Here is a 16970-nt window from a genome sequence, read left to right as displayed (position 1 = left end):
CGGCGCGGTCGGCTGAGCCACGCCGCGTTACTCCGCGGAGTCGGCGAGCGCACCGAGGAAGGATCGGGCCCAGCGGTCCACGTCGTGGGCCAGCACCTGGCGACGCAGTGCCCGCATGCGTCGGCGCCCCTCCTCGGGAGTCTGGTTGACCGCCGCCTCGATGACGTCCTTGACGCACTCGAGGTCGTGCGGATTGACCAGGTAAGCCTGACGCAATTCCGCTGCAGCACCGGTGAATTCGCTCAGGACCAAGGCGCCGCCCAGGTCGCTGCGGCAGGCCACGTATTCCTTGGCGACCAGATTCATACCGTCGCGCAGCGGGGTCACCAGCATGACGTCGCTGGCCACGAAGAATGCGATCAGTTCGTCGCGGGGGACTGGGCGGTGCAGGTAGTGCACCACCGGGTGACCGACCTCGCTGTACTCGCCGTTGATGTGGCCGACTTGGCGTTCGATGTCGTCGCGCAGGATCTGGTAGCTCTCCACCCGCTCCCGGCTCGGAGTCGCCAGCTGCACCAGCACGGTGTCGTCGCGCTTGGCGCGTCCCTCGGCCAGCAGCTCGTTGAACGCCTTGAGCCGGACGTCGATGCCCTTGGTGTAGTCCAGGCGGTCCACGCCGAGCAGGATCTTGCGGGGATGGCCCAGTTCGGCGCGAATTTCCTTGGCCCGCCGTCGGATTGCGCGCTCGCGTGCCTTGCGGTCGAGTTCGCCGGAGTCGATCGAGATGGGGAAGGCGCCGACCCGTACCGTGCGGTCGGTCAGCCGCACCTCGCCGAATCGGCTGCGCACCCCGACCGAGCCCCGCGAGGTGACGGCCCCGGCCAGATTGCGAGCCAAGAACAAGAAGTTCTGGGCGCCGCCGGCCAGGTGAAAGCCGACCAGGTCGGCGCCGAGCAGGCCGTCGACGATCTCGGCGCGCCACGGCAGCTGCATGAACAGCTCCACCGGTGGGAACGGGATGTGCAGGAAAAATCCGATGGTCAGGTCGGGCCGCAGATCCCGCAGCATCTTCGGTACCAGCTGCAGCTGATAGTCCTGCACCCACACCGTGGCTCCCGGCGCGGCGGCTCGCGACGTGGCCTCGGCGAAACGGCGGTTGACGTCGACGTAGCGGTCCCACCACTGCCGGTGGTAGATCGGCTTAACGATCACGTCGTGATACAGCGGCCACAGGGTGGCGTTGGAGAAGCCCTCGTAGTACTCGGCGATATCGGTGGTGTCCAGCGGCACCGGATGCAGCCGCAGGTCCTCGACGTCGATCGGACCGTCGGGCGCTTCCGGGCTGCCGGGCCAGCCGACCCAGGCGCCGCGGCGCTTACGCAGCAGCGGCTCGAGCGCGGTGACCAATCCGCCGGGGCTGCGCTTCCACGCCGTAGTACCGTCCGGGAGCACCTCGATGTCGATCGGCAGCCGGTTGGCCACTACGACGAAATCGGACTCTCCGGCCTGATGCGCATGTGACGCGGCCGGGCCCCCGGGCCCATTCGACGGTCCCAGTTTCGGCTCTCCTTCGTCGAGCCTCGCTGAACCGCCGGGCTCATGCGGCGGTCCCAGCTTCGGCTCTCCTTCGTCGAGCCTCGCTGAACCGCCGGGCTCCGGCATCTACGCCCCGTTCTTGTCGGGTGTCGCGGGCCCGATTCCCAGCATGGACAGGAACACCCGACACTCGTCGGCGTCCTCGGCGTAGGCGGCTACCACTCGCCGGGCCTGGCGCGCGGTGCTGTCGGCCAGCGGTTCCACGTCCTCGATGTCGGCGTGTTCGGATTTAGCAGGCATGACTTGACTCTAGCGAAGTGCGCGCTGTGTCACACCTGGCTCGGGCAGCTCAGGGCGGCCGCCGTAGCCTGTGATGCGACGACGACGAGGGCGGAGGCAATGGTCACATCGGACACCGCATCGGAGCAGCCTGACGACACTTCGGGTCGGCTGGTCGACTACGAGACGCTCGACGACGGGCGCATCGCCCGGATCTGGCTGAATCGCCCCGACGTGCACAACGCGCAGAATCGCACCCTGCTGGTGCAGCTTGACGAGGCATTCGGCCGCGCCGAGGCCGATGACACCGTCCGGGTGGTGATCCTGGCCGCGCGGGGCAAGAACTTCTCCGCCGGCCACGACCTGGGGTCCGAAGCCACGTTGCTCGAGCGGAAACCCGGACCGGCGCAGCACCCGACGTTCCAGTCCCACGGCGCTACCCGCGAGCCGGTCGTGGAGAAGACGTACCTGCAGGAGTGGCACTTCTTCTTCCAGAACACCTGCCGGTGGCGCGACCTGCGCAAGATCACCATCGCGCAGGTGCAGGGCAACGCCATCTCGGCCGGGCTGATGCTGATCTGGGCCTGCGACCTGATCGTGGCCGCCGACAACGCCCGGTTCTCCGACGTCGTCGGGGTTCGGCTGGGCATGCCCGGCGTGGAGTACTACGCCCACCCCTGGGAGTTCGGGCCCCGCAAAGCCAAGGAGCTGCTGCTGACCGGGGACTCGCTGGACGCCGACGAGGCGCACCGGCTGGGCATGGTCTCCAAGGTGTTCCCGACCGATGAGCTCGCGGACAAGACGCTGGAGTTCGCCCGCCGCATCGCGAAGCTGCCCACCATGGCCGCGCTGCTGATCAAGGATTCGGTGAACGGCGCCGCCGACGCGATGGGCTTCACCGAGGCGCTACGGCACGGCTTCCACATCCATCAACTGGGCCACGCACACTGGTCGGCCCACAACGAGAACCGCGCCCCGTTGGGCTTGCCGCCGGATGTCGAGGACTGGCGCACCGCCAAGCCCACCGCCGTGGCCCGCCGCGACCAACCCTGACTCTGAGGCGTTGCGTCGTTCGACGGGGGCCGCGGCCTGAGGCGTGGTTCCATAGGTAGAACCTGTTTCAGTTTTCGATGTGAGGGGTCGGTGTGCAGCTTTCCTTTGAAGACCGCAGCTACCTGGTCACCGGCGGCGGCAGCGGTATCGGCAAGGCGGTGGCCGCCGCGCTGGCTGCCGCTGGGGCCGATGTCCTGATCGTTGGGCGAGACGCCGATCGGTTGGCGAAGGTGGCTGCCGAGCTGGGCGATAACGTCCGTCACCAGCCGACCGACGTCACCGACGAGGACAGCGTGATCGCCGCCGTCGATGCCGCCGTGGCCAAGAACGGCCGGCTGCACGGCGTGGTGCACTGCGCCGGCGGTTCGCTGACCATCGGGCCGATCACCCAGATCGACTCGGAGTTGTGGCGGCGCACCGTCGACCTCAACGTCAACGGCACCTTGTATGTGCTCAAGCACGCCGGCCGGGCGCTGGTGCGCGGCGGCGGGGGTTCGTTCGTCGGGATCTCCTCGATCGCGGCCAGCAACACCCACCGCTGGTTCGGCGCCTACGGCCCCACCAAGTCGGCGCTGGACCACATGATGCAGCTGGCGGCCGACGAGCTGGGCGCCTCCTGGGTGCGGGTCAACAGCATCCGCCCTGGCCTGACCCGCACCGAGCTGGTCGCCCCGATCCTGGACTCGCCCGAGCTGAGCGAGGACTACCGCGTCTCGACGCCGCTGCCGCGGCCCGGCGAGGTCGAAGATGTCGCCAACCTGGCGCTGTTCCTGCTCAGTGACGCGGCCGGCTACATCACCGGTCAGGTCATCAACGTCGACGGCGGACAGATGCTGCGCCGCGGCCCGGACTTCTCGTCCATGCTCGAGCCCGCGTTCGGGGCCGACGGGCTGCGCGGAGTGGTCCAGGGCTAGGGCCCTTTGACCCCGGCGTCGCGCCCGGCCAGGGTGGTGATCGCCGACCAGTCCAGCTGTCCGCCGCCGTTGGCCAGCAGGGCCAGAAAACGGTCGCGCAGCAGGCTGCCCAGCGGCAGCGGCACCGTCAGCTCCTCGGCGGCCTGCAACGCCAACCGGACGTCCTTGAGCCCGAGGGTGGCGGCGAAGCCGGCCGGCTCGAAGCTCTTGCGGGCGATCAGGTCGCCGTAGGTGGCATACGCCGGCGCGTTGAACAGCGTCGAGGTGAGGATGTCGACGTAGGTCACCGGGTCCACCCCGGCCTTCTCCACCAGCGCAATCGCCTCACCGAGCGACTCGATGACGGTGGCCAGCAGAAAATTGCCGGACAGCTTCACCAGGTTGGCGGTGTACGGCTGCTCGGACACCACGAAGGTGCGCTGACCGACCGCGTCGAATAGCGGCGCCGCCAGGTCCAGTGCCGCCGGCGTGCCCGCCGCGATCACGAAAAGCTTTGCCGCGGCGGCGGCGTCAGGGCGGCCGAAGACGGGTGCGGCGATATAGGACTGGCCCGCTTCCGCGTGCGCGGCGGTGAGCCGACGGGCCAGCGCCACGCTGATGGTGCTCGACGAGATGTGGGTGCCGCCGGGCGGCAACGACGCCACAATGCCGTCCGGGCCGAGCGTGACGTTCTCGACGGCCTCGTCGTCGGCCAGCATGGTCTGCACCACGTCGCCGCGGCAGGTGTCGGCCACCGTGCGTGCCGGCGTGGCGCCCTGCTGTGCCAGGGCGGCCACCTTGGCCGGTGACCGGTTGTAGGCGGTGACGGCGTGACCTGCCTTGAGCAGGTTGGCGGCCATGCCGCTGCCCATGTTTCCGAGTCCGATGAATCCGACGTGCATGATGTCTACCTTGCCCTGTATGTCTGTATGACGGAGGGCAACGGCCAGAGGAGGACGTCTCGTGGGTGTTTACGCGGTAACCGGCTCGGCATCCGGTATGGGACGCCAGGCTGCGGAGAAGCTGCGGGCAGCCGGTCACACCGTCATCGGGGTCGACCTGCGCGACGCCGACGTCATCGCGGACCTGTCCAGCCCGACCGGACGCTCCGCCGCCGCTGAGCAGGTGCTGGCCCAGTGCGGGGGCCGTCTCGATGGCGCCGTCCTGGCGGCGGGTCTCGGCCCGAAGCCGGGGCCCGGCATGGCCCGCACCATCTTCGAGGTGAACTTCCGCGGGGTGGTGGATCTGCTGGAGGCGTGGCGGCCGGCGCTGGCCGCCACGGAACGCGCCAAAGTCGTGGTGATCGGCAGCAATTCGTCGACCACCATCCCCGCCGTCCCTCGTGGAGCCGTGCGTGCCCTGCTCGCCGGCAAGACGGCGCGGGCGGTGCGCACGGTGAAGCTGCTGGGCCCCGCGGCGCCGTCGATGGCCTACGGGGCATCGAAGATCGCGGTGACCCGCTGGGCACGCCGGCGCGCGGTGACTCCGGCGTGGGCCGCAGCCGGGATCCGGCTCAACGTGTTAGCGCCCGGGGCGATCCAGACGCCGCTGCTCGACGAGTTGTTGGCGATACCGCAGCAGGCCAAGGCCGTTCAGTCGTTCCCGGTGCCGGTCGGCGGCTACGGGGATCCCGCACTGTTGGCCGACTGGATGCTGTTCATGCTCTCGGACGCCGCGGACTTCCTTTGCGGCAGTGTCATCTTCGTCGACGGCGGCACCGACGCCTACTTCCGCAGCGATGACTGGCCACGCAGTCTCGGTATCTCGGGGGTGCCGCGCTACCTGCTGCGGATGAGGTCGTTTCGGGCGCCGTCGTAGTAGCAGTCAGGCCGGCTGCTCCGAGCCCATCAGAGCCGCGTTAACGTAAACGGGTAGCTCAGGACTCCGCCGGGTGATCCACTGCAGCCGACCTCAAACGAGGACGTCAAGGTTCCTTGCAGTGTCGCCGCGTCCCAGGAGTACACGTCATGCGTGGGGATGACGGGACCGTAATAGACGTTACCGCAACGCAATCCATCAGGAATATCGACAGCCAACGTGTAGCGGCCATCGGCGAGGTGGGCGTCGCCGGCGTATTCGAAAGCTTTGGCCACGGGCATGGGAACCGCTTGGATATGCGCGCAGTCATCCGCTGCCGGTATGCAGTGTGATACCGCCCAAGCCCAGGTGTGGAAGTCGTAGCGGTCTGTCAGGAAGAGTTGGTAGTTGGCAAAGAACGGTTCGGATTTACTTGGGGGGGAAGTGAATATTCCAGCCGTTGCCATCGCCGAAAGCGCGCACAGTAGACCCGTGGCCTTCATTCTTTCCTCCATCGGTGGTAACTGGCTGGCGCTGCGGAGCGTCCCCTACATATGGGAGCCGCCGTCGATCCGGACTTCGGTACCGGTGACGAAGTAGGCGTCGTCGCTCCCCAACATGGCCACCACGCCGGCGACCGCATCGGGGTTGGCGAAGATCGCGCCACCATCGAGCGGCAGCATCGGCGCTACTTTGCCGAACAGCGTGAAGTCGGCGTCCTGAGGCAGGCCCGGGCCGACGCTTTGGCGTGACATGCCCGAGCCATCAGTCATGCCTGACGCAATCGAGCCGGGTTGCACGGAATTGAACCTGATGCCGGCTTTGGCGAATTCCATCGCCCAGGCGTGCGTCATCGACAGCACGCCGCCCTTGGACGCGGCATAGGCGGCCATGTATGGGTGAGCGAATTGCGCGGACGTCGAGCTGAAGTTGACCACCGATGGCCCTTTGCCTTCGTGAAGCGCGCCGATGGCTTCGCGCGTGACCAGGAAAGTGCCGATCAGGTTGATCCGAATCACTTCTTCAAAGTCGGCCAGGGTGGTCTGTGACAAATGGGATGAACGAAGTATTCCGGCGGCGTTGACCAGCGTGTCGAGGCCGCCCAGCGATTCGACGACTTGGGCCACGCCGGCGCGGACCGACTGTTCGTCACGGATGTCCATCACCACTGTCGACAGGCGACTTGCGAGCTGGCCGGCTTTGGCGACGGTGTCGGCCAACCCGTCACCACTGATGTCGGCGGCGGCCACATGGCCGCCTTCGGCCAGAATCCGTAGCACGCAGGCCTGACCGATGCCGGACCCCGCCCCGGTGATCAGTACTCGGCGGTGAACGTAGCGCGAAAGGCCGGATGAGGGCTCGACGGGCAGTGACACAGGGGAACTCCTGTCGCTGTGGTGGACCGTGACGCGTCTGGACAGCAGGCTACGTTCCCGTCCGAGCCGCCCTGGCGCCGCGACGCTTCCCGGTAGGTGGGACACCGTGTGTCGGCGGACACTTTTGGCTGCCAACGTGTCTGTTGCCGCCGAGCCGGGCGGATCGGTGACAGGGTTCGGTCGAACCACCAGTGGAGGGTTTGCGGTACATGGTGAACAGTGCCCAGGACCGCTGGTCGTCCGGATTGCGGGTGCTCGGTACCGGCGGAGCCGGAACCATGCAGGCAGTCGGCGGACTGCTGGCCATGTCGGCCGATGCGGTGAAGTTCCTGTTCCGGCGCCCCTTCCAAGGCCGAGAACTGCTGGAGCAGTCCTGGTTTGTGGCGCGGGTGTCACTGATGCCCACCGTCCTGGTCGCCATCCCGTTCACCGTCTTGGTCAGCTTCACTCTGAACATCCTGTTGCGTGAGCTCGGAGCCGCGGACCTGTCCGGAGCCGGGGCGGCGTTCGGCGCGGTCACTCAGGTCGGACCGATGGTCACCGTGTTGATCGTGGCCGGCGCCGGGGCGACGGCGATGTGTGCAGACCTGGGATCACGCACCATTCGCGAAGAGATCGATGCCATGGAGGTGCTCGGTATCAACCCGGTTCAGCGGCTGGTAGCGCCGCGGATGCTGGCCTCGGGCATCGTCGCCCTACTACTCAACAGCCTGGTGGTGATCATCGGGATCCTCGGCGGCTACACGTTCTCGATCTTCATTCAGGGTGTCAACCCCGGGGCATTCGCCGCAGGGATCACGCTGCTTACCGGGGTTCCGGAAGTGATCATCTCGTGCGTGAAGGCGGCACTGTTCGGCCTGATCGCCGGAGTGGTCGCCTGCTATCGCGGGCTGACCATCAGCGGAGGAGGGGCCAAAGCGGTGGGGAACGCCGTCAACGAGACGGTGGTGTACGCCTTTATGGCGCTGTTCGTGGTGAATGTGGTGGTGACCGCCATCGGCATCCAGATGACCTCGGACTAGCCGGGACATGGCGATGGCTGGCTTACGCGTGCTTCACCCGCAGTTGGCGCGGGAGCTCAACAGACCTCTCGAGGTCATCGGCCGGATCGGCGATCACACCGCGTTTTACGGGCGTGCTCTGGGCGGTGTGCCACACGCGGCATCGACCTACCGCCGTGAAGTGATCCGCCTCATCGCCGAGATCAGCATGGGGGCAGGCACATTGGCGATGATCGGTGGGACCGTCGTCATCGTCGGATTTCTCACGCTGGCCGCCGGCGGAACGTTGGCGGTTCAGGGTTACAGCTCGCTCGGCGACATCGGCATTGAAGCCCTGACCGGGTTTCTGGCCGCGTTCATCAACGTGCGGATATCGGCGCCGGTGGTGGCCGGGATCGGTCTGGCGGCCACGTTCGGTGCCGGCGTGACGGCTCAGTTGGGCGCCATGCGGATCAACGAAGAGGTCGACGCACTGGAGACCATGGGCATCCGTGCCGTCGAATACCTTGTGAGCACCCGCATTGCGGCCGGAATGGTGGCGATCGCCCCGCTGTATTCGATTGCCGTGATCTTGTCTTTCGTTGCCAGCAAGCTGACCACCGTGGTGATGTTCGGACAATCGGCAGGCCTGTACAACCACTACTTCGCAACGTTCCTCAATCCGACAGATCTGTTGTGGTCGTTTCTCCAGGCGATCCTGATGGCTATTGCGGTTCTGCTGGTGCACACCTATTTCGGCTATTTCGCCTCCGGGGGGCCCTCGGGAGTAGGGGTGGCCGTGGGCACCGCCGTGCGGACCTCACTGGTCGTCGTGATCTCGGTGACCCTGTTGGTGTCGCTGGCGGTCTACGGCTCCGACGGCAACTTCAACTTGTCGGGCTAGGGGCGGCGTAGCACTGATGGCGATGACTTCGAAGGCACGTCGAATTCTGTTGGGGTTGGCCTCCGTTTCGGTGGTCGTGGCCACCGTCGCGGTAGCGCTGGGATTCTTCCGGGGCAGCTTCACCAAGACGGTTCCCGTCACCGTGCTTTCGCAGCGCGCCGGTCTGGTCATGGACACCGGTGCGAAGGTGAAACTACATGGCGCCCAAGTTGGCTCGGTGAAGTCAATAGAACCGCTACCCGATGGGCGTGCCGCGCTGCATCTTGCTATGAATCCGTCCTACCTCGACGTCATTCCGGCAAACGTGCGCGTCGGCATCTCCTCGTCCACCGTGTTCGGGTCGAAGTTCGTCGATCTGGTTCCGCCGGACCAGCCCTCGGAACACTCCTTGCAGACCGGTCAGGTGCTGGACGCAGACCATGTCACGGTCGAGGTCAATTCGGTCTTCGAGCGACTGTCCTCGGTGTTGCAGAAGATCGAACCCACCAAACTCAACGAGACGCTGGGCGCGCTGGCCACCGCCCTGGACGGCCGGGGGGAGCGGATCGGTCAGATGATGAGCGACCTTGATGGGTTCCTTGCGCGAACCGATCCGAGCCTGCCAGCAATGGAACGCGAACTCGCCGTTGCGCCCGACGTGTTCAACGCCTATGCCGATGCGGCACCTGACCTGAGCGCCGCTGCCGCCGCAGCGACCCGGATGAGCCAGACGCTCGTCAGCGAACAGCACAACCTGGACACGCTGCTGCTCAGCGCAATCGGCCTGGCCGACACGGGCAATGACGTCGTGGGTACCAACCGGCAGGCAATCACCGATGTCATGCACCTGCTCGGCCCGACCACAGACCTCACCAACCAATACCATGAGGCGCTGACCTGTGGGCTGGGCGGTGCCGTGGAGCTCGCCAAGGCGCCGGGCACACCGGTGCCCGGCGGTCTGCTCCTGCAGACCGTGGTTTTCGGGCAAGAGCGCTACCGGTATCCGCAGAACCTGCCCAAGGTCGCCGCCACCGGCGGACCCCAGTGCACAGACCTCCCCAAGGTCGGCTTCCAAAAGCAGCCACCGTTCGTGATCACCGACGTCAACGCCAACCCCGCGCAATACGGCAACGAGGGGATTCTGCTGAACTCCGACGGACTCAAACAATTGCTGTACGGGCCGATCGACGGACCGCCACGAAACGGCGGACAGATAGGTCAGCCCGGATGAGCGGCCTCGGAAAGACGGCCGCCAAGTTCGGTGCGTTCGGTGTGACCATGGTGATGCTGACCGCTGTTCTTCTCGCGATCTTCAGCCAGTACCGGTCGGGTTCCACCAACGCCTACTCGGCGGTCTTCCAGGACGCTTCCAGCCTCAAAGCGGGAAACTCGGTGCGCGTCGCCGGTATTCGCGTCGGCACCGTACGCAAGATCGCGTTGCAACCCGACAACACCGTTCTGGTGGCCTTCGACGCCGACGACCACGTGCGGCTGACCGAGAGCACCAAGGTCGCCGTGCGCTACCTGAATCTGGTCGGCGACCGCTACCTGGAACTCATCGACGATCCGGGATCAACCAAGATCCGGCCGGCGGGATCGCGCTTCGGTCTCGACCGGACCGAGCCGGCCCTGAACCTCGACCTGCTGCTCGGAGGTCTCAAGCCCGTCATCAAGGGCCTCGACCCCGACGACGTCAACTCCCTGACCAGCTCATTGATCCAGATCCTGCAGGGACAGGGCGGTGACCTCGAGTCGTTGTTCACCAGAACTTCTTCTTTCACAAATGCGTTGGCCGACAACGGACACATCGTGGAGCAGCTCATCGCGAATCTCGACGACACTCTGGCGGTGTTGTCCAAGGACGGAAAGCAGTTCTCCGGTGCGGTCGATGGCCTCGAGCGTCTGGTGAGCGGTCTGGCCGCCGAACGCGATCCGATCGGCAGCGCCATCACCGCACTGGACAACGGGACGGCCTCGTTGGCCGGACTGTTGACCCAGGCCCGCCGGCCGCTGTCGGGAACGGTTGATCAGCTGACCCGACTGGCCCCGCTGGTGGCGAACGAGACCGACCTGGCCAGACTCGACTTGCTGATGCAGAAGACTCCCCAGAACTATCGCAAGCTGGTTCGCCTCGGCTCGTACGGCAGTTGGCTCAACCTCTACATCTGCGGCGTCTCGCTTCGGGTGACCGATCTGCAGGGCCGTACCGCTCACTTCCCGTGGGTAATCCAGAACACCGGAAGGTGCGGAGAACCCTGATGCTGAAATACCGTGAATCATCGCTTGTTCGTTTGGGATTCGTTGGCGTCGTACTGGTCGCGCTGATCATCATGGTCGGGCTGCAGCCCAAGCAGCTCCTGGCGATGGCGACCTCGATCAGATACCAGGCACTGTTCGCCGAGGCCGGCGGGCTGTCTGCCGGCAACAACGTGAAGGTGTCGGGCGTCAATGTCGGCACGGTCTCCGGGGTCTCCCTCGACCACGGCAAGGCACTGGTCAGCTTCGCCGTCGACAGCCGGGTCCGACTCGGCGTGGACACCACAGCGCACATCGGCATCGCAACACTCCTCGGTGAGCGGGTTCTGGTTATCGAGCCGCGCGGTTCCGGCAGTATCGGCGCCCGCGGCGTCATCCCATTGGCCCGGACCGCCTCGCCGTACTCGCTGACGGACGCGCTCGGGGAGTTCACCGCGAACACGGCGGCGACCGATACCGCGAGCATCAACCAATCCTTGGACACGTTGTCGGCGACCATCGAGCGACTGGCACCTCAACTGGCCCCCACCTTCGACGGGGTGAGCCGATTGTCGAAGTCGCTGAACAACCGCAACGAATCGTTGAGCGGCTTGCTCGCGTCCGCCGCCAGTGTCACCGGAATCCTGTCCGAACGCAGCGAGCAGGTGAACCGGCTGATCCTCAATGCCGACGACCTGCTCGCTGTCTTGCAGGACCGCCGCCACGCGATCGTCGATCTACTTGCCAATGCCTCCGCGGTGGCACAACAGCTTTCCGGTCTCGTCGATGACAACGAGCAGGAACTGACACCCACACTCACGCAACTCAACAAGGTTGCGCAGATGCTGGAACGCAACCGCGACAATCTGGAGAAGTCCCTCAAAGGCCTGGCCAAATACCAGCTGACGCAAGGCGAGGCCGTCAACAACGGGTTCTACTACAACGGATTTGCGTCCAATCTGCTTCCTGGGCCGGCGATCCAGCCGTTCCTGGACTACGCACTCGGATTCCGCCGCGGAGTCAATGCCGGTCAGCCGCCCGACAACGCCGGCCCGCGCGCCGAATTCCCGTTTCCCTACAACGGGATTCCCGGAGGATCGCGATGAGTGTCCGGTCAGCGCTTGACAGTCGGGGAAAGAAGCTGGCCGCCGGCGGTATCGCACTACTGTTGGCCGTTGCTGTGCTATTCGTCGGCTATCAGAAGTTGCTGGGTCCCAGGACGATTGTCGTCTACTTCAAATCGGCAACGGCTATCTATCCCGGTGATGACGTCCGCGTGGTGGGTGTGCGGGTGGGAACCATCAGGTCCATCGAGCCGTTGGGAACTCGCACCCGGATAGTCCTCGCGGTGGACCGTGATGTGCTCGTACCCGCGGATGCGAAGGCGATCATCGTGGCGCCCAACCTGGTGTCGGCTCGCTATGTGCAGCTGACGCCTGCCTATGAGTCGAGTCCTGCGGCCAGTGGGGCCACCCTGCCCGACGGCGCCGAGATCGGCGAAGACCGGACCGCCGTCCCGGTCGAATGGGACGAGATCAAAGAGCAGCTCACCCGGCTCGCCTCCGACCTGGGCCCGTCCAGCGGAGTGTCGGGCACCTCGCTGGGACGTTTCATCGACACCACCGCTGGCGCCATGGCAGGTAACGGTGACAAGCTGCGTCAGACCATTACGCAGCTGGCGGACGTCGGCCGGGTTCTGGGCAAGGGCAGTGGCGACATCGTCGGGGTGATCACCAATCTCCAGACCTTTGTCGCCGCACTGCGTGACAGCAATACCCAGATCGTCGAGTTCCAGGATCGCCTTGCCGATGTGACGAGCGTGATCGACGGCAGCCGCTCCGATCTGGACTCGGCTATCACCGAGCTGTCGGCCGTCGTCGCAAAGATCCAGCGATTCATCGCGGGTTCGCGTGACCAGGCCGTCGAACAGATCGAGCGACTGGCGAATGTGACGCAAGTGCTCTCCGATAACAGCATGGTGGTCAAAAACGTGTTGCACGCGGCGCCGAATGCCTTGGTCAATGGCTATAACATCTACAACCCGGACACCGGTGGTCCCCGGGGATCTTTTGCGATGAACAATTTCGCGAATCCCGTGGCTACGATCTGTTCGGCGATCGCGGCTGTCGAAAATGCCACCGCGGAGGCGTCGGGTAGGGCGTGCGCGCAATACCTAGGGCCGGCACTACGCCTGATGAACTTCAACTATTTGCCGCTGCCCTTCAACGCCTACCTGGGGCCCGCTCCGAAGAACGTGATCTATTCCGATCCCGCGCTGGCCCCCGGGGCCGGGGGAACCGACCGCGGACCGCAGGAGACCCCGCCGGCGGTGTCGGCCTACACGGGTACCGGTGACGTTCCACCTCCACCGGGGTGGACTGATCCAGCGCATCTGCCGGGGGCCTACGCGCCCGACGGCTTGCCCGCGCACCGGCACCCGGCCCTGTATCCGGGTGCGCCTATTCCGCCCGGAGTGGCGCCACCACCGGTGCCGGCCGCATCGGATGTCACCGAGCTGCTGTTGCCACCCGGAGCCGGCCTGTCAGTTCAGGAAGGTGCGCCGTGACGAAGACCATGTCGATCCGCAGGCTGGCCGCCGTAACCTGCTGCGCGGCTCTGATCACGTCCGGTTGTTCCTTCGACGGACTCAACTCGTTGCCGCTTCCGGGCACGGTCGGGACCGGTTCCGACGCAGTGATTTACCACGTCCAAGTCGCGAATATCGGTACATTGGAATCGAATTCACCGGTGATGGTCAGTGATGTGGTGGTCGGAGCGATTCGCAGGATGACCGTCGAGAATTGGCGGGCCGACGTCGAGATCTCGGTCCGGCCCGACGTAGTCATTCCGGGAAACGCGGTCGCAGCCGTGGGTCAGACCAGCCTGCTGGGATCAATGCACCTCGCCCTGGACCCGCCCCTGGGCGAGGCGCCCACCGGGCGACTGGACCCGGGCGCGACCATTGCGTTGTCCAAGTCCTCGACATACCCATCGACCGAGCAGACCCTGTCGTCGCTGTCGATCGTGGTCAACGGCGGTGGCCTCACTCGGATCGGAGACATCGTCCACAACTTCAACGCGGCGCTCGACGGACGGCAAGTTCAGATCCGGGATCTGCTGACCCGGATGAACACGGTGGTCACGCTTCTGGACAGTCAGCACGACAACATCATCGCCACGATCTCGTCGCTGAACCGGATGGCAGCGACGTTTGCCGGCCAGCGCGACGTTCTGACCGGCGCACTGAATCGGATCCCTCCCGCACTCGAGGTGTTGAACAGGCAACGACCGCGACTGGTCAGTGCATTGGACAAGCTGGGCGACTTCAGCTCTACCGCAAACCAACTCATCAACGACTCGCAGGCCGACATCGTCCGCAACTTGGAGAATCTCGAGCCGACGGTGCGCGCCCTGGCCGACATCGGGCCGGACCTGACCACCGCAATCTCCTACCTACCCACCTACCCCTACACGCAGGAATTCATCGACCGCGGCATCCGCGGCGACTACATGAATCAGTTCATAGTGTTTGACTTCACCATTCCCCGCATGAAGAAGGGAATATTGCTCGGAACCAGGTGGGGTGACGTGAGTACATCCATGGTGCCGGCCCCCGGGGACCCGTGGTACTCGACCTATACGCGGGACCCGCTGCACGCCCCCCTGGGACCGCCCCCGGCCGAGGTGGCAACCCTGCCACCCCTGACCACCGTTGAAACCGACGAATCACCACCACAAGGCGGCCAGGAGTCGTCCACACCGGCCCAGGGCGGAAGCTGATGCTGACCCGTTTCGTTCGTAGACAGCTGATCATCTTTTCAATCGCCTCGGTGATCGGTGTCGGCTCGATGGTCTTCGCCTACATGCAGGCACCGGTCCTGCTGGGCATCGGCCGCATCTCGGTGAAGCTTCAACTGCCGACCACCGGAGGCTTGTACAAGTTCTCGAACGTGACCTATCGAGGCGTAGAAGTGGGCAAGGTCACCGACATCCGGCCAACCCGCTTCGGCGCACAAGTGTCGATGTCGCTGAAATCCTCGCCGAGGATTCCCGCAGACCTGCAGGCCAACGTGCGAAGCGTATCGGCGGTAGGCGAGCAATACGTGGACTTGGTACCGCGCACTGACGCCGGTCCCTACCTCGAAAACGGTTCCATTATCACCGCTGACAACGTGTCGCTGCCGAGGCCGGTCGGTCCGATGCTCGATCAGATGAGCGAGTTGGTGGGTAGCATTCCCACCGGCACGCTGGGGGTCGTACTCGACGAATCCTTCAAGGCGCTCAATGGAACCGGCAACGACCTCGGCTCACTGTTCGAGTCGTCGAGCACATTGGCCGCCCGGCTCGACGCGGCCGCTGACAGCACGCGCAAGTTGATCGACAACAGTCGGCCGCTGCTGGAGGGCCAACTCGAGAGTGCAGACGCGATCCGGACCTGGGCGCGCAGCCTGGCTGGGATCACGCGACAAGTGGAAGCTCGTGATTCGGAAGTTCGGACCATACTTCGCGCCGGATCTGGCGCAGCAGACGAAGCGTCTCGTCTGTTGTCGCAGATCAAGCCGACACTGCCGCTGCTGTTGGCCAATCTCACCACGGTCGGCCAGATCGGCCTCGTCTACCATCGATCGATCGAGCAGCTGCTGGTGTTGTTGCCACCGTATCTGGCCGCCACCCAGTCCTACGGGTCGTCCCTGAATAACCCAACGGGCATGGCACTTTCGGAGTTTAGCCTCACTCTCGGCGACCCACCGGCATGCACGGTGGGGTTCTTGCCGCCGTCGTCATGGCGTTCACCGGCGGACCTGAGCGATGTGGATACGCCGGACGGGTTGTACTGCAAACTGCCGCAGGATTCGGCCATTGGGGTTCGCGGCGCCAGGAACTTCCCATGCATGGCTCAGCCCGGCAAGCGCGCACCGACGGTCGAGATCTGTGAGAGCGACAAGCCTTTTGAGCCGCTGGCCATGCGTCAGCACGTCACCGGCCCGTACCCGATCGATCCTGCGCTGATCGCGCAGGGTGTTCCCCCCGATGATCGGATCACCTTCGGGGAGCAGATCTTCGGCCCAGCCGAAGTCCCGGCGATGACCGCTCCGGACACCACCAAGGGCGATCCGGCACCGCCGGCTGAAAGGCCGGCTGCCCCGGAGGGATCTGTCCCTGCTGTACCGAGCGGCTACGCCACGGACACCCGCGGCCCCGCTGTGGCGTTTGCTACTTACAACCCGCGGACCGGGCAGTTTGCGGCACCCGACGGCAAGGTGTACAGCCAATCGGACCTGGTCCGTCCGGTGCCGCAGAGTTGGGAAGACATGCTGCCGAAATGAAATTGGGATCGAAGGACTGACCGATTCAACCGATCTGGGTGAGTTTGAACGGCATGTTGATGTACACGGGCTTACTCACCCCGCACGCGCCGCTGGGTCCGGTGGTGGTGTCTTCGCCGACCAGCGTGGTCGACGTTGGGTCCGCGTTCGCGCCTTCGGGTGTCATCGCCTTGAATCGAAAGGTCTGCAGTCCCGGTGCGGTGCTGCCGTCCGGACACGGGACCCAGTTGTCGATGGGCCGCTTGACGTACCACACCGAACTTCTCTGGTAGATCGACGCTGTCCAGCTCTCGTCGCTACGCACCGTCCCGGTGCACTCGCCTGGGTAGCTGCATTGTGTGCTGATGGTCCAGATGCTGCGGCGGCTGGCCTGATCGTAGAAAACTTCATTCTTGCGCGCCCATTCGCCGTTGGAGACGGCGGTGTAAGTGCCGTTGAGGCCCCAGTCGGGGTGATCGGCCTGCGCAACAACGGAAGTCGTCGTCGTTCCCAGCGCCACCGCAGCGACGGCGACCGCGAGTGCGGGCCCACGTGGCATGGCATGCTCCTCGGAGTGGTCTAGGGCACGGAGACTGCAGCGTCCGAAGTAAACACCGCCCCCCGTCGGCAGCAAGGCAAGATGTCCGCTGAGTGGACCATCAACGTTGCAGAATCGCAGCAGACTGACAGAG

The 16970-nt window shown here is 65.3% G+C and carries 17 protein-coding genes; 11 read left to right on the top strand and 6 right to left on the bottom strand.

The features are described 5' to 3' along the window. Positions 1-27 precede the first annotated feature (27 nt). Both ACKY0X_RS19690 and ACKY0X_RS19685 read right to left on the bottom strand, forming a co-directional pair. Positions 28-1602, bottom strand: coding sequence for a trehalose-6-phosphate synthase (locus ACKY0X_RS19690; RefSeq protein WP_234784887.1), 1575 nt, complete (start codon positions 1600-1602; stop codon positions 28-30). Next, positions 1603-1776 carry a hypothetical protein gene (locus ACKY0X_RS19685; protein WP_109403096.1) on the bottom strand — a complete coding sequence of 58 codons (174 nt, stop codon included), beginning with the start codon at positions 1774-1776 and terminating at the stop codon, positions 1603-1605. It lies immediately after the preceding gene. A gap of 99 nt (positions 1777-1875) precedes the next feature. Here ACKY0X_RS19685 and ACKY0X_RS19680 point away from each other — a divergent pair, with 99 nt between their 5' ends. After that, the gene (locus ACKY0X_RS19680; RefSeq protein WP_065042416.1) at positions 1876-2808 is read left to right on the top strand and encodes an enoyl-CoA hydratase; all 933 of its coding nucleotides are present in this window, start codon (positions 1876-1878) and stop codon (positions 2806-2808) included. 92 nt (positions 2809-2900) lie between these two features. Next, positions 2901-3722, top strand: a complete 822-nt coding sequence (locus ACKY0X_RS19675) for an SDR family oxidoreductase (protein ID WP_409427374.1) — start codon at positions 2901-2903, stop codon at positions 3720-3722. On the opposite strand, the gene ACKY0X_RS19670 is transcribed toward ACKY0X_RS19675, so the two are convergent. Further along, a complete protein-coding gene (locus ACKY0X_RS19670) occupies positions 3719-4603 on the bottom strand; it encodes an NAD(P)-dependent oxidoreductase (RefSeq protein WP_409427373.1) in 885 nt (294 codons plus the stop codon). The genes ACKY0X_RS19675 and ACKY0X_RS19670 overlap by 4 nt on opposite strands. A 61-nt stretch (positions 4604-4664) precedes the next feature. On the opposite strand from ACKY0X_RS19670, the gene ACKY0X_RS19665 reads away from it, so the two are divergent. Then, positions 4665-5519 carry an SDR family oxidoreductase gene (locus ACKY0X_RS19665; RefSeq protein ID WP_409427372.1) on the top strand — a complete coding sequence of 285 codons (855 nt, stop codon included), beginning with the start codon at positions 4665-4667 and terminating at the stop codon, positions 5517-5519. 29 nt (positions 5520-5548) lie between these two features. Here ACKY0X_RS19665 and ACKY0X_RS19660 read toward each other — a convergent pair whose 3' ends face one another. Continuing rightward, positions 5549-5965 (bottom strand): hypothetical protein, encoded by a 417-nt coding sequence (locus ACKY0X_RS19660; protein WP_409429707.1) that lies wholly within the window; start codon positions 5963-5965, stop codon positions 5549-5551. 81 nt (positions 5966-6046) lie between these two features. Continuing rightward, entirely contained in the window at positions 6047-6868 is an 822-nt protein-coding gene (locus ACKY0X_RS19655) for an SDR family NAD(P)-dependent oxidoreductase (protein ID WP_065042437.1), read from the bottom strand. Positions 6869-7083: 215 nt separating this feature from the next. Between ACKY0X_RS19655 and ACKY0X_RS19650 the strand changes: the two genes are divergently transcribed. From ACKY0X_RS19650 to ACKY0X_RS19615, 8 genes are read left to right on the top strand one after another with little or no spacing between them, the layout of a single operon-like run. Next, a complete protein-coding gene (locus tag ACKY0X_RS19650; RefSeq protein ID WP_065042438.1) occupies positions 7084-7896 on the top strand; it encodes an MlaE family ABC transporter permease in 813 nt (270 codons plus the stop codon). Positions 7897-7909: 13 nt separating this feature from the next. Continuing rightward, complete coding sequence (locus tag ACKY0X_RS19645; RefSeq protein WP_065042439.1) at positions 7910-8758, top strand: ABC transporter permease; 849 nt, start codon at positions 7910-7912, stop codon at positions 8756-8758. A 22-nt stretch (positions 8759-8780) separates the two neighbouring features. Next, positions 8781-9968: an MCE family protein gene (locus ACKY0X_RS19640; RefSeq protein ID WP_082977649.1), complete on the top strand. Its 1188-nt coding sequence runs from the start codon at positions 8781-8783 to the stop codon at positions 9966-9968. Next, entirely contained in the window at positions 9965-10996 is a 1032-nt protein-coding gene (locus ACKY0X_RS19635) for an MCE family protein (RefSeq protein ID WP_065042422.1), read from the top strand. The genes ACKY0X_RS19640 and ACKY0X_RS19635 overlap by 4 nt, the downstream gene beginning before the upstream one ends. Next, on the top strand, positions 10996-12078 hold the full coding sequence (locus ACKY0X_RS19630) for an MCE family protein (protein WP_225405029.1): 1083 nt from the start codon (positions 10996-10998) through the stop codon (positions 12076-12078). The genes ACKY0X_RS19635 and ACKY0X_RS19630 overlap by 1 nt, the downstream gene beginning before the upstream one ends. Continuing rightward, positions 12075-13538: an MCE family protein gene (locus ACKY0X_RS19625; RefSeq protein WP_225405028.1), complete on the top strand. Its 1464-nt coding sequence runs from the start codon at positions 12075-12077 to the stop codon at positions 13536-13538. Before ACKY0X_RS19630 ends, ACKY0X_RS19625 begins: the two co-directional genes overlap by 4 nt. 8 nt (positions 13539-13546) lie before the next feature. Beyond that, a complete protein-coding gene (locus tag ACKY0X_RS19620) occupies positions 13547-14752 on the top strand; it encodes an MCE family protein (RefSeq protein ID WP_225407830.1) in 1206 nt (401 codons plus the stop codon). Then, entirely contained in the window at positions 14752-16299 is a 1548-nt protein-coding gene (locus tag ACKY0X_RS19615; protein WP_225405027.1) for an MCE family protein, read from the top strand. The genes ACKY0X_RS19620 and ACKY0X_RS19615 overlap by 1 nt, the downstream gene beginning before the upstream one ends. 25 nt (positions 16300-16324) lie before the next feature. On the opposite strand, the gene ACKY0X_RS19610 is transcribed toward ACKY0X_RS19615, so the two are convergent. Continuing rightward, positions 16325-16837, bottom strand: coding sequence for a hypothetical protein (locus ACKY0X_RS19610; RefSeq protein WP_225405026.1), 513 nt, complete (start codon positions 16835-16837; stop codon positions 16325-16327). Positions 16838-16970: the final 133 nt, after the last annotated feature.

This window comes from Mycobacterium sp. SMC-11, from assembly GCF_046250095.1.
GTDB lineage: Bacteria > Actinomycetota > Actinomycetes > Mycobacteriales > Mycobacteriaceae > Mycobacterium > Mycobacterium heraklionense_A.
Note: the sequence above shows the minus strand (reverse complement) of the source record. Positions and strands in the feature narration are given on the sequence as shown.